Below are 13,497 nucleotides of genomic sequence, written 5' to 3'. Positions count from 1 at the left end.
ATTTTTGGATAATTTATCGACGAACGTGAGACCCAACGAAAGTGAGCAAAGACGCACCAATTCAAGCCGAGACAACATTGATGCGTTATTGATCCGTCAGTTGAATTAGCGATCGGGGTATAAGTGATGCAATAGTTGGCGCAGCCGATCGCCATCGGTGAGATATAGGTATCCCATTAAGGTTTCTAAGCTAGTCGCCTGTTGATAAACCGTAGCGGAAACTCGCTTGGGTTTTCCTGATGCGGCATTTCGTCCTCGTCTGATAATATCTTGCTCCACATCAGTTAAATAGGGTTCGAGGGATCGCAAATGCTCCGCTTGGGTCTCCGCTCGCACTTGAGCCACCACTTCTTGATGATAACTATGCTGCCGCTTAGGAGGCAGTAAGTAAAGTCCTCGAATATAAAGCTCATATACCGCATCTCCCAAGTAAGCCAAAGCCGTTGGTGACAACTGATTCACTTGTTGCTTAGATAGTTGCTTAGGTGACAGAATATGCACCGAAAGATCAAATAGATCACAAGGTTCTATGGGGCGATCGATAATGGAAAAATCTTCTTGACTGGGTGACACCATCCCAAAGGTTTATTGTCCAAATACAGAAATTTATCAGAAATTTATCAGAAATTTACCAGCAATTTACCAGCAATTTACCAGCAATTTACCAGAGCAAAAATACTCAGAATTGGCTCTTGATTCGCGGTGGATGACCCTGACACGGGCCAATACACTAATATGAAATATGAAGAACTAGCTATCCAGTAAGTAAACTGGATAGCTGGTTATATCGGTTCATAGATCAAGCCTGATTAATATTTTCCAGTGCTATTTCCAAAGAATTCTGTAAAGACAGAAACTTCTCTAAACGCACCAGTTTTACCGTTTGTGTAACTCGCGGATTGGCAACAATTTGGAAACTTCCTCCGGCATTTTGAGCTTCCTTAGCTATTTTTACCAATGCTCCCAATCCAGAACTGTCAAGAAATTCGATTTTAGACAAATCTAAAATCACCTGATTCGGCCCTTCCTTAATTAAGTCACCCAAAACCTTGCTGAAGGTTGCTTCTGAAAAAGCATCTAATAAGCCAGTCAGACGGATGATTTGGTAGTTGTTTTTCACCTCGCGAGCACCTCGCAGGCTCACGGTCAGGTTCAATTGATCAGCGATAACGCCCTCCTACGTCTATGATTCTATAAAACGACGGTTAAGTATATATCCTTTCTCGCTGATTGTAAACCACTCTGAGAAAAAAGAGACAAGATTCAGGATTAATAGTTGAATGTTGTTGGTTATTGATTACTGGTTACTCGTTACTGGTTACTGGCTACTGGTTACTGGTTATTTGTCCTTATTCCTTGGCGATCTGTTCATGGTTGACTGTCCACCGTCAACGGTCAAGGCTCAACCATGAATGGCATAAAATGACCTATAGACTTATGACTCCTAACAGGAGCGATGAGAGCGCATGGCTTTGACAAATTCCTCAAACACATAGTCCGAGTCATGGGGGCCTGGAGACGCTTCGGGGTGATACTGCACTGAAAAGACGGGCAAGGATTTGTGACGCAAAGCCGCCACCGTGCGGTCATTCAGATTTAAGTGAGTAACTTCCACGTCGGGGGATAAGGAATCTTCCTCGATCGCAAAACTGTGATTTTGACTGGTAATTTCCACTTGTCTTTGCAGTCCTGCGGGTTGGTTTAAACCCCGATGGCCAAATTTAAGTTTAGTGGTTTTGGCTCCGAGAGACAACCCCAAAATTTGATGTCCCAGACAAATACCAAATAAGGGTTTATTGCTTTGCAGTAATTCCTGGGTTGTGGCGATCGCTTCTGTCACCGCTGCGGGATCTCCAGGGCCGTTAGACAGAAAAATGCCATCGGGATTATATTTGAGAATTTCCTCCGCCGGGGTATTCGCAGGCACCACGATCACGCGACAGCCAAAACTGCTCAGTCGGCGAAGGATATTGCGTTTAATCCCAAAATCCAAAGCCACCACCGTATAAATTTCTTTTTGCGCGGGTTCCGCCGTGGTGGATGAGGCGATCTGAGCATTAAATTCCCAATCCGCCGAGGTACTTTCTGACCATTCATACACCTCAGAGGTGGTGACTTCTTTGGCTAAATTCAACCCCAACATATTGGGAGCCGCTTTTACTTTTTGGAGTAATTCATTAACGTCGAGAATTTCGGTGGAAATCCCCCCATTCATGGCGCCAAATATACGAATTTTTCTAGTCAGGGCACGGGTATCAATGCCATAAATTCCCGGAATATTATGTTGCTTTAAGTAATCCGGTAAACTTTTTGTCGATCGCCAGTTACTCGGTTTCCAACAGATATTGCGAGCGATCGCGGCTTTAACTTGGGGGCGGTGGGATTCTTCATCTTCCATGTTCACCCCGGTATTTCCTAACTCTGGATAAGTGAAAGTGACTATTTGTCCACAATAGCTGGGATCTGTTAACACTTCCTGATATCCTGTCATGCCTGTGTTAAAGACGACTTCTCCTATGGCAGTGCCAGGGGCGCCGAATGACCACCCCTGATAAAAGGTGCCATCGGCAAGCACCAACAGTGCGGGTTGACCTCCAGATAACGGCATATAAACCTCTACTTCTATACTTGCTTTATTTGCCAACAACTGCATTGTTCATGGTTGATTGTTCCCTGTTGACCGATGATGCTTCACTTTCAATGCTTAAAGGTTTATGTAGGATCAATCAACAAGCTTTGCAATTATGACATGATTACTCCCCCAGGGGAATTGGTGATAGATGAAATGTAAAGAATTGACTATATTTACATTCGCCTATTGGTAGCCTCATGGAGGGGTCATGCATCCAGAAGAAGCCTCGGAGTACACCAGGGGGAGGGGAGATGGGGAACTTCCCCGGCTGGGAAGAATTCACTCAAGCCTTGGCACCCTTGTGAACTGGGCGATTTTTTTACCTGTGATAAAATTAACATAGCGTTACAAAATCCTTAAAAATACCTCCGCTAGATTAATTGGCTTGTCCGTTCATCGGATATTTTCGCTATTTCCCCTGATGTTTATAGCCGGTGTTTAATTTCAATAATATTCAGAAATCATGTATCCTTTTCTTTAGGTGATGCAGTGAATAATTATCAAGCGATCGCCATTGATAAATTAGTTGATTATTAGGCAAAAATTTATCATTTTTTTGCTCTTTTCATTGAAAATGAAAAAAATATGAATTAACCAGGTTAAAACCATGAAAAAAACAATCGCAGGTTTCATCACTTGTTTGGGCATAATTTTTCTGCAAAGCCCGGTAATTCCTCAAGAACATCCGGGATGTTTTGTCATTGATGCTAATGGCAGCTATCGAAATTTACCGCAGCTTTGTCCCGAAGTTACATTCGACCCCAATGCTCCCACTGGTGCAGCCGGAACCGGAGGAGGTCAAGCTGGAGTCTTACAAGTTCCTATCAAAAGTAGTGAAGGGGGAACCCCAGTGGTAGATGTCACATTTAATGGCAGTCAAACATTTGAAATGCTCTTTGATACGGGAGCCACGGGTACATTAATTACGGAACCAATGGCCAAAGCTTTAAAGATTCAATCCCAAGGAACTGCCACAGTGACTATCGCCGATGGCAGTCAAATTGAAGTAAATTTAGGAGTGGTTAAATCCGTGAAAGTCGGTAATCTGATGGTCGGTGAACTTGTGGTGGGAATTGCGCCGCAAGGGGCAGAAAAAGGACTTCGCAATCGGGGTCTGCTGGGACAAGATGTTTATGGAACTTATGATATAACCATCAAAAAAGATGCGATTGAATTTAAACCCCGTTCTTAATTGTCCCATCAACATAAATTAATATTGTAAGTTTGTTATTTGTTGCTGGTTATTCGTTATAAGAAATTTGGTGAACAAATAACAAATAACAAACAACAAATAACAAACAACTAGATTAGTCTTGGAAAAATTGAATTAGTTGTTCTAATTTGTCCCAAGCTGTCCCAGATTTGAGAATGTCTTTGGCGATCGCAATTCCTTGTTGATGCTCCCCGACGGCAATCAGACCGGCGACTTGAAACGCCAAAGAAGCATTTAAAGCAACGACATCTTGTTGGGCTGGAGTTCCTTTACCCTGAAGCACATCGCGCAAAATCTGGGTGTTTTCGGGAATGTCGCCGCCCCGTAATGCGGCAGTGGGGGCTTTGGTTAATCCCAATTCCTGGGGGTTGAGGACGCTGAGTTCAACGACGCCATTACTCAGAATCGCTAGGTCGGTGGCGTCTGCTAAACCCGCTTCATCCAGTTTTTCTCGTCCATGTAAGACGATCGCCTTTTCGGTTCCCAGTTGTCCCAAAGCTCTTGCGATCGCCTCTAGTAGCTGACTACTGAAAACCCCAATCACCTGACCTGTGGGACGTAAAGGATTCACCAAAGGGCCGAGGAGATTAAATACCGTGCGGATTTTTAGGGTACTTCTCAGGGTTGCCACTGCCTTCATCGCCGGGTGCCACCCAGGGGCAAATAAAAAAGTCACCCCCACTTCTTGCAGCGCTGACTGAACTCTCTCTGGATGTGCCGTCAAGTGGATCCCTAAAGCTTCCAACACATCAGCGGAGCCGACTTTACTGGACGCGGAACGATTCCCATGTTTGGCCACAGGGATACCTGCGGCAGCGGCCACAAAAGCCACCGCTGTGGAAATATTAAAGGTGGACGCCCCATCCCCCCCAGTGCCACAAGTATCAATCACGGGTTTTGGCCATTCTGGAACCGCAAGGCGGTGTCCGGCGACGGATTGAAGTTGTAAAACTTTGGCCATGCCCGCTAATTCATTAGCTGATACTCCTTTGGCTTGCAGTGCAGCTAAAATTGCCCCGGATAAGACGGGGGGGATTTCGTCTTGCAGCCATCCTTGCATCAGCAGGGATGCTTGTTGACTGGTGAGAGATTCTCGATCCAGGATTTGCTGGAGTAAGTTGGACCAATTCATGGTGGTAGATTTGGCAGTTGATTCAGCTTGAGGTGTTGAGGAATAAGTCATAAGAATTTTGCGGTTTAGGCCAATGCAAATGCAAAATCTAATTTTATCTTGAATTAGAATCTTGAATTAGATTCGGAAATCTTATAACCAGCCTCTTACCATTCCCTTGACTTTAGAATTTGCCGATAGTTTGATTCAAAGGATGCAATGCCAAATTTTCACTTCTCCATCAGCGCTGCAACTGGCAAAGGTTTGCTCATCTCTAAAGGCTAAAGATAGGATGGGTTGTTGATGACCTGTGAGAGTGCAAAGTAAGGAAATATTTTCCGTGTCTGGGGAAATCAGCCAAATTTTGATGGTTTGGTCAATGCTGGCACTGGCAAGAAATTGCCCATTAGGACTAAATTTGACACAAGTCACTGGTTCTGAATGCCCTGTGAGGGTAAATATTACTCTGCTTTCTGGAGCATTTGGGCTGATGTGCCAAATTTTAATCGAGCAGTCTAGACTCCCACTGGCGAGGAGATGTCCCGGTTGATTCAGAAGATATCCTGGATGAGCGGAAAATGCCAGTGAGGTAATCGGTTCTACATGGTCTGTGAGGGTGCAGAGGAGTTCTTGAGCATTCATTAGCCAAATTTTCAACTCAGCGTCTACGGCACCACTGGCCAGGATCTGGCTGTCGGGACTAAAGGCTAGGGCATCTACGGGGGCTTTGTGGCCGGTGAGTACGGTTTGCAAGGATGGCCAAGGGTACTCATATAACTCTGGGTCAACTTCTGGGTGTGACTTTGAGAGATTCGCTTCTCGTGATGCTTTGGCGGAATCGGATAAAATATCGGCTAAAATATCGGCGACGGGAGCAATTTGAATGGTTTGATCTGCACTGCCACTGGCGATAAATTGACCGTCTGGACTGATGGCGATCGCTCGCACGGATAGAGAGTGACCTGTGAGGATTTTTAAGGGTTCTAATTCAGAGGACTGGATTCCCCCATTCGCCGGAATGACAAGTTTTTGGTTTTCTTCAGTTGGCCAAGTCAATGGCCAAATTTGAATGGTGCGATCGCGAACCGTTGCGGATCCAACATCGCCACTGCCACTGACGATAAAATCTTGCTGGGGACTGATGGCGATCGCCCGCACCGCATGAGTATGACTTGTGAAGGTTTGAGATAATTCAGCAGATAAATTAGCAGATAAATTAGCAGATAAATTAGCAGATAAATTAGCAGATAAATTAGCAGATAAATTAGCAGATAAATTAGCAGATAAATTAGCAGATAAATTAGCCAGATTTTCTGTGGTCGAATTTTCTGTCCGTAATTCTGAGAAAATTTGCCAAACTTTTACGGTATGGTCGGCACTGCCGGTGGCCAAAAACATTCCATCGCGGCTAAAGTCTAGGGAAAATATGACTTCTGCATGGGCATTCCAGCTATGCAGACATTTCCAATTGCCATTCCAATTGCCATTCGGCGCAACGTTGCGGATGCAACGCTGCGCGAACGCCCTTCTGCATAATACTTTGGTTTGTAAGTCAGAAATCGCTTCTTGCGGTTGAAGCTGAGAGAATGCCCGGAGTTGCTTCGTCTGTTCTTGGAGTTCAGCGATCGCCTGGGATTGCAGGGCTAGGTCTTCTTCAATGCTGTGGCGATCGATTGCTTCCAATGGGGCTAAACGGTTTTCCATTTCCGCTTCTAGAATCGCAATTTCTTCTGACAAGTTTTTAATTTCTCGATGTAACTGAGGAATATAATAAAAGTCAATATAATTTGCCGAATCGCTTTCGCTTTCTGTCCATCCAGCATAACTTGAAATTAAATTTTTATAGAATAAAAATTGTTGGTTTGGGCTGGCTTCAACGGAAATTGAATTAGGCAAACTTCGCAATTCACTAGCAACTATTTCTGAAATTAACTCCCGCAGTTTTGTTTCCGGTATCCCTTGGTCGCTGGTTTCTTCCCACAAGGATTTCGCCTGATTCAGTGCAGCGATTTCTCCTCGCAGATCGGAAATTTGCTGGAGACAATTTTTAATTTGCTCTTTAATTTGCTCCTCAAATTGGATTTGAGATGGATGGTTTCCCTCTGGTGGCGGCGGGGACATTTTCTCGACGGTTTCATTTAATTGAAGAATAGACGTCCGGGCAGCTAAATTTTGTTCATGCAGGGTTTTAATCGCCGCAATCATCAGTTTAAGTTTTTTTTTCGGCACCAAATTGTCGGTTTTCCTCTGAACTTGAGTTAATTTTTCATAAAGTCTGATTAACTCTGTTTTAATTCCCGAAATTTCCGCCTCTACATAACCATTACTGGATAAATTGCGCTGATTAAAATCTTCAATTGGTGCATCTTGGGCATCGCTTTGACTGGGAAAATTTGCCAATTTATTAATAATAGGTAAATTAGTAGGTAAATTGTTGGGCAAATTGTTGGGCAAATTGTTAGGCAAGGTGCATGGGATTTGATGGCTCATTTTTTCCAAATTCACCATCATTTGACTAATTTGAGTTTGTTGATGTTCAAATTTTTGGCATAAGCGTTCTAAAGATGTTTCCATTTCTGCCAGAGGCAAAGAGGCGATATTGCATCCGCAACGCTGCGCGATATTGCATCCGCAACGCTGCGCGATATTGCATCCGCAACGCTGCGCGATATTGCATCCGCAACGCTGCGCGATGTTGCATCCGCAACGCTGCGCGATGTTGCATCCGCAACGCTGCGCGATCACTGGTTGAATCTGTTGTTTTTCCCTGGGACTTTCTGGGATACGTGAACTGGGCTGCCCCGGGACTAAATCAGACAATTCCTGGCATTGTTCTGTCACTTCAGCGCCAATTATTTGTCTACTTAAAGATAATAATTTCCGTCGATGCAATAGATTCAAAATCAGGGACATGGACATGGGAACAGCCATTAACGCCGCTTTTTGCGTGGTGACAGCGGCAACTGCACCCATCACGGAAGCAACAATGGATAAATACTCAGCAACTTCTAACCAACCGTAATTCCTTTGCATGGGAAAATTCCTATACCCTTTTGGCAATTTTTTCATTCTTAGGGGATGGAATCCGGAATTAAATGCAGTTCATCCGTAAAATTTACAAAATAACGAGAACAGGGAAGAGGGAACAGTGGTGCGGGGGAGCGGGGGAGCGGGGGAGCGGGGGTGCAGAGGGGAAAGTGAATAGTGAATAGTGAATAGTGAATAGTGATACTTTTTTTAACTTGTACGGGCGTCCTTGCGAAGCATAATCCGTCAGGCCTTATGGCCAGAAAGCCCCTACGACTTTTCAATGCATCACTTTCCCCAACCAAAAACCAACAACCAACAACCAAAGAATCCCTACCCAACAACCAATTTATTTCCGTTTTTGCAGCTTTTTAATCGCCGCCACCAGGGGGGCAATATCTTCCTTGGTGAGAAACTGGGTTGGTTCTGGGGACTGTTGTTTGATTAACGCGCTTAGTTCTTGTAATTGCTCTTCTAGGGGTGCTGGATTAAACGGGGGTGTGAGGGAGTTAATTTTATCTTGGACTTCCGCAAGTTCGGCGGAAACTTGATTTAAGATATTTTCCAAGTTTTCGACGTTGGCAGCATCGGAAAGATGATCCAAGTCCTCTGTCACCTTTTCCACGGATGATTGTAGATTGTGGGATAGCTGTTGTAGTTGATTAATTTGCCCTTCTAAAGCATTTAAGGTGCCAAGAATGCGTTTAAACCGTTTGCTGGTCTGAGTTTTTGTGGTGGTCAGGTCTTCAGAGATTTGGGCGATCGCAACTTCTATGCTACTGATATCAACCGGAACCGGGGGGGCTGGTAACTCTAAAAACTGCTGATTTAGTTGTGCTTGTTGAGCGGCAATTGTTTCTAACTGCTGGGTTAATGTTTCTACTTCTACTTGCACGACCGTTCTTTGTTTAATTTCTTCGCTGAGTGCTTGGATTTTTTTCCTGACTTTTCCTAAAGACTGGTCTTGCTTAAGCTGTTGTAATGTTTGAGTCAGCCGCTGTAAATAGGGTTTAATTACTTCGTGATTTTTCTGCTCTAGTTGACCGATCCGTTGTTCTAGTTCAGAATAGTTTGCCAGAGCAACTTCTCTAATTTCTCCAGCATTTTTACCAGAAATTTCACCCGCTTCACTTCTTTGTATGGCTGGAGGGATGAACTGGGAATTACCGATAGATTGGGTCAGCTTTTCTAAAGATTCTTGCAAAGTTAAAAATCTCACATTCACCATTTGCCAGTCATCTTCGGTTAAAGCTTTATTTTCTAGCCTTTCCGTGACTTTTTGCAGATGGTAAATTGATTTTTGCAGGGCTTGAAAATCCATCTGGGGTTGGTCATTTTCTGGCAAAGCGGTATAGAGAGATTCTACCACATTTCTGACATCAGATATGGCGGCTTTGGTATATTGTTCGGTGTTTTCATCGAGGCGATATCGGTTGGCTAAATTGAGGGAAAGTGCCACGGTTAAGGGGGCGGCAGCATAGACAACTTGACCGGATAAGGCGCCGGCTAAGGTGCCGATCGCTGATGCCGCAATGGAAACGGATTCCGCCAGGTCTAACCAATGGTATTCGCTGATGATTTGGCGCAGGTTTTGGATATTAGGTTGGATATTTTGCATGATTCTATGATTTGATAATTGATCTGATAATTCACAATTAAATTAATTAGTAGGTTGGGTTTCGTGACCTCAACCCAACCTACTGAGGACTTTCTGACCAAGGACAAGAAGCAATTTATCCTTCTTCGCAACCGAGTCGCTTCAAGGAGTCTAAGGCTTGTTGCTGGCTGGGGATATTTCCTTGGGCAGCAAATAATTCCGCTGCCTGTTTTAAGTCAGCGATCGCCTCGGTGCGATCGCCCATTTCAAATCGCGCCAACCCCCGATTATTGTATGCACTGGCATAATCCGGTTTCAGGGCGATCGCGCTGTCGAAATCTGCCACGGCTCCACCATAATCGCCAGTTTTTAGCCGGGAAACGCCGCGATTAGAATACGCCACCGCATCATTGGGGTTCAGGGTTAAGGTTTCGCTGTAATCCTCAATGCTACCCAGATAGTCTCCCTGGTTATACCGGGCTAACCCGCGATTGTTATACGCGACGGGATCGTTCGGGGCTAAACGAATGGCCATTGTGTAATCCAAAATGGCACTTTCATATTCCCCTAACTGACGATACGCTTCCGCTCGTTGGAAATAAGCGCCGGTATTTTCCGCCGAAATCCGAATCCCATCTTGCCGCTGAATCACCTGAGTATAATCGGTGATGCTATGGCGATAGTCGCCGATTTTATAGTAGGCAACAGCCCGGTTAAAATAAGTCACGGGTTCATCGGGATCCAGTTCTATCGCCTTGCTATAATCCGCGATCGCGCCAGGAAGATTGCCCGTATGATATTTTGTCAATCCCCGGTTATTGTAGCTGGTGGCGCGATCAGGGTTGAGGGCTAGGGAGGCATCATAATCCGCCATTGCCCCAGCATAATCGCCAATTTCTAGCCGTTCAAACCCTCGGTTGTAATAAGCCTCCGCATTTCCCGGTCGTAACACCGAATCGGTGAACCGATCGATTAACCCGTGAATAATCTTCAGCGAAGAAGTTTTCACGGCAACTTCTCGTTCGGGAATATCGCGATCGCTACTGAGAAAATGATGACTGGAAATTAAGGCCATTTTCTCATCAGCAACTAAAAAGTTTTCATGGGTTCCCAGTACCTTATATTCCAGTTGATTAGGATATTTTTCCCGCAGGGCTTCTAAGTCATTTAGGGCATCATAAGATTGGCGACGGGTGGTGAGATTTTCGGTATGCCATTGCTGCTGAACTAACAGCGGAAATTCTCCCTCATTAATATCTGCCAGATGACCCCAACCAATTTTTAATTGACCATTGCGTTCTAGGAAAGCTTCAAATTCATCCAACAGACCGCTGATGATTTCACGATTCAGCCACGGACAGACAATTATCAGCAGCTTATTACTGTTAGCGATCGCCTGGATTAAACAGTCGTAAATTGCCGGACGGTCAAAGATTAATTCATAATCGCATGGGGCAACATCTTGCAACAGTTGACTAATGCCACTCATTTGTCGCTCAATGGAGTTGCCGATCAGATCGTCAATTTGACTGGTGGCGGTTTGGGTTTCCGCTTGTTCTATTTCTAGTTGTCTGGTTTGCAGTTGCAGGGCTTGGAATTGCTCGTCGAGTTGCGCGATCGCCTGACTAAGTTTTGTTTCCAAGGTAAACAAGGATTGTTCCAATTTTTGAACTTTTTCGCGATCGTTGAACTTGTCTAAATCCTGTTCTAGTCGGGTGACTAAATCCGAGACGGTATCTTGCAGTATAGCTATATCCTGGCGAGTGACGGCTAACTCAGAAACCGTAATTTCTTCCAATCCTTTTTCCAAATCAGTTAATTTTTGACCCATGCCATCAATCTCTTGCTGTAATTCAGATAATTGAGCATTTAAGGTTAAGAATTGATCGGTGATTTCTTGATCGTTGCGATTGCTTACATCCTGAGTTTCTTTGAGGTGGGTTTCTAAAGATAGATAACCGGCTTCGAGTTGGTCTAAACGCCAGCAAACGGTTTGGTAATTACTCGTCAAATCTTCAGGAATTTGGTTTTCTGGTAGTTGCTCAACTTTGGCCATCAGCGCCTCAATTTGTTCTCGGAGTTCTCCGGTAATACTATGCGGATTCCCCATATTCAGATCGTGGACTTGTTGATCCAAGATTTCCACATTCCCCGATAACTGATAAATCGTATCTTTGAGCAGACCGATTTCCTTAAGTTCTTGGGTGATAATTCTAATTTCTGGATACAAATCCGTCCCTGTCTCTCCTCCGATCATCTCGTTATTATTCACCGAAGTTTCTAAGCGGTTGATTTGCTCTTTCAGGGCTTGGATTTCATCGTGTACTTGCTCGTTTACATTGTCCCCATTGGCTAAAAATTGGACTTGTTGTTCTAAATTGTCCAGATTCGCCGCCAATTGTGAGACGCTGCCTTGAAGAATAGCAATTTGGGCGATGTCTACTGCCCGTGACAAGTCAGATTCATGGGTAATTGTATTTCCTGATTCACCGAATGTATGGTTGCCCAGAGATGATTCTATGCGATCGATACTTTCGGTGTTACTGGCTAAAACTCGCTCTAGAATTTCAATTTTTTGCTGATATTCAGAATCAGATAAAGATTGATCCCAGTTACGGTTTTCTAAAGTCGATGCCAGCAGGTTTTGGTAGTCTTGCTGTAAGGCGATTAAAGTTTGCTGTTGGTCTAGCAGTTGTTGGTGAATTCCGGTTAATTCCCAGGCAGAAATCTCAGACATCCGGATTTCCATTTCTTGCTTGACTTCGGCAACCGCATCGGCAATTTTGGCTAATGCGGTTTCAATCCCAGTTAGTTCAATGATCTGTCCTTCTTTGACTTCTACGACAGCTAGGGACATCCGCTGATTCACACGGTGACTAAGTTGCTCTAATCTATCTTGCAGTGCTTGCAATTCCGACAAATTTTGAGTTTGAACGGTGGCGGGAGTTTGCTCCCCAATTCGGTTGATTTGTGCTTGCAAGTTTTCGAGGCGATTCGCGAACGCGATCCACTCTGCGGAATCGCGCAATTCTGATAAAGCGCTGCGATCGCTTGCCGCAGTTTGTTGGAGTTGTTCTTGCTGTTTTTGTAACTCCTGTAAAGTGATAGATAGCGAACGCACCTCTTCTTTTTCCGCCAGATTTTGGCTATTCACCACTAAGCGATCGGTGGTATTTTCTAACGCCGCTACTTGACGTCGTAATTGCTCCAATTCTGGCACCAAGGAATTAACATCACCCCCTTGACCGATATTGTTTAATTGTTGCTTGAGTGCTTCAATTTCAGCAGTGACGCTGGTCAGATCAACGGAAGTTGTCCCCGTCATCTTTTGCAACTTAGAAGGCAGTTGGGTCAGCTTCGCGTCCATCTGCTTAAGTTCGTTTTCCAGATGCGCGATTTTGTCCGGTGGAGGTAGTTGCTGCCAAGTTACTTCAACGCGATCGCGCAATTCGTTGAAAAACTCTTGTAAATTGCCATATTGCGATCGTAACTGCACAATATCTTGGCGGATGGGGTTTAATTCCACTCCCACATTGGTCAATGCCCCAGATTTATGTTGCTCCAATCCGGCGACGGAAACGGTTAAATTTTCTACCTGAGATTTCAAACTGTTATAGTCCGAGGACTTGGGTAAAGTTTGGATCTCCTGGCGGACTGAAGCCACATCCTCAGACAGTTTTTGGTCAATTTTGACCACTTCTGTGGAATTAGACCCACTCGACGAGTATTTTCTGCGGTTCGCGGCACCGAGTACCAAAGACAAAGCCCCCGGCCCGATCGCATATCCGACGTGCTGAGAAAGCAGTACCACGGTGACAGTCCCCGCTGCCGTACAAGCGAGGGATATATATTCCAAAAGTTCTAATGGACTCAACTGTTGTTTCATAAGGGTTCCTCTATGTTTCACTTATCAACGA

8 protein-coding genes are annotated in these 13,497 nt (G+C 44.6%); 1 reads left to right on the top strand and 7 read right to left on the bottom strand.

Annotated elements, in window-relative coordinates; translation table 11 throughout:
• Positions 1 to 105 precede the first annotated feature (105 nt).
• The 3 genes from ABWT76_RS13145 to carA all read right to left on the bottom strand — a co-directional run bounded on the left by ABWT76_RS13145 (position 106) and on the right by carA (position 2,608).
• Positions 106 to 576 (bottom strand): Mini-ribonuclease 3, encoded by a 471-nt coding sequence (locus ABWT76_RS13145; protein ID WP_054467468.1) that lies wholly within the window; start codon positions 574 to 576, stop codon positions 106 to 108.
• A 223-nt stretch (positions 577 to 799) separates the two neighbouring features.
• Positions 800 to 1,156, bottom strand: a complete 357-nt coding sequence (locus tag ABWT76_RS13140; RefSeq protein ID WP_197285334.1) for an STAS domain-containing protein — start codon at positions 1,154 to 1,156, stop codon at positions 800 to 802.
• 288 nt (positions 1,157 to 1,444) lie between these two features.
• A complete protein-coding gene (carA, locus tag ABWT76_RS13135; RefSeq protein WP_054467516.1) occupies positions 1,445 to 2,608 on the bottom strand; it encodes a glutamine-hydrolyzing carbamoyl-phosphate synthase small subunit in 1,164 nt (387 codons plus the stop codon).
• Positions 2,609 to 3,239: 631 nt separating this feature from the next.
• On the opposite strand from carA, the gene ABWT76_RS13130 reads away from it, so the two are divergent.
• Entirely contained in the window at positions 3,240 to 3,824 is a 585-nt protein-coding gene (locus ABWT76_RS13130; RefSeq protein ID WP_054467464.1) for a TIGR02281 family clan AA aspartic protease, read from the top strand.
• Positions 3,825 to 3,939: 115 nt separating this feature from the next.
• Here the strand turns inward: ABWT76_RS13130 and trpD are convergent, their stop codons facing one another.
• The 4 genes from trpD to ABWT76_RS13110 form a co-directional block, all read right to left on the bottom strand.
• Positions 3,940 to 5,028 carry an anthranilate phosphoribosyltransferase gene (gene trpD / locus ABWT76_RS13125; protein WP_054467462.1) on the bottom strand — a complete coding sequence of 363 codons (1,089 nt, stop codon included), beginning with the start codon at positions 5,026 to 5,028 and terminating at the stop codon, positions 3,940 to 3,942.
• A 135-nt stretch (positions 5,029 to 5,163) separates the two neighbouring features.
• Complete coding sequence (locus ABWT76_RS13120; protein WP_354636247.1) at positions 5,164 to 7,989, bottom strand: hypothetical protein; 2,826 nt, start codon at positions 7,987 to 7,989, stop codon at positions 5,164 to 5,166.
• Between the two features lie 343 nt (positions 7,990 to 8,332).
• Entirely contained in the window at positions 8,333 to 9,601 is a 1,269-nt protein-coding gene (locus ABWT76_RS13115) for a hypothetical protein (protein WP_054467458.1), read from the bottom strand.
• 115 nt (positions 9,602 to 9,716) lie between these two features.
• Entirely contained in the window at positions 9,717 to 13,466 is a 3,750-nt protein-coding gene (locus ABWT76_RS13110; RefSeq protein WP_054467455.1) for a tetratricopeptide repeat protein, read from the bottom strand.
• Between the last annotated feature and the right edge of the window lie 31 nt (positions 13,467 to 13,497).

Source organism: Planktothricoides raciborskii GIHE-MW2 (genome assembly GCF_040564635.1).
GTDB classification, from domain to species: Bacteria; Cyanobacteriota; Cyanobacteriia; order Cyanobacteriales; family Laspinemataceae; genus Planktothricoides; species Planktothricoides raciborskii.
This window is presented reverse-complemented; position numbering and strand designations above follow the sequence as displayed.

Excerpts from the sequence above, each read along its gene's own strand:
- ABWT76_RS13145 (WP_054467468.1), bottom strand. The coding sequence starts at position 576 with ATGGTGTCACCCAGTCAAGAAGATTTTTCCATTATCGATCGCCCCATA.
- carA (WP_054467516.1), bottom strand. The coding sequence starts at position 2,608 with ATGCCGTTATCTGGAGGTCAACCCGCACTGTTGGTGCTTGCCGATGGC.
- ABWT76_RS13130 (WP_054467464.1), top strand. The coding sequence starts at position 3,240 with ATGAAAAAAACAATCGCAGGTTTCATCACTTGTTTGGGCATAATTTTT.
- trpD (WP_054467462.1), bottom strand. The coding sequence starts at position 5,028 with ATGACTTATTCCTCAACACCTCAAGCTGAATCAACTGCCAAATCTACC.
- ABWT76_RS13120 (WP_354636247.1), bottom strand. The coding sequence starts at position 7,989 with ATGCAAAGGAATTACGGTTGGTTAGAAGTTGCTGAGTATTTATCCATT.
- ABWT76_RS13115 (WP_054467458.1), bottom strand. The coding sequence starts at position 9,601 with ATGCAAAATATCCAACCTAATATCCAAAACCTGCGCCAAATCATCAGC.
- ABWT76_RS13110 (WP_054467455.1), bottom strand. The coding sequence starts at position 13,466 with ATGAAACAACAGTTGAGTCCATTAGAACTTTTGGAATATATATCCCTC.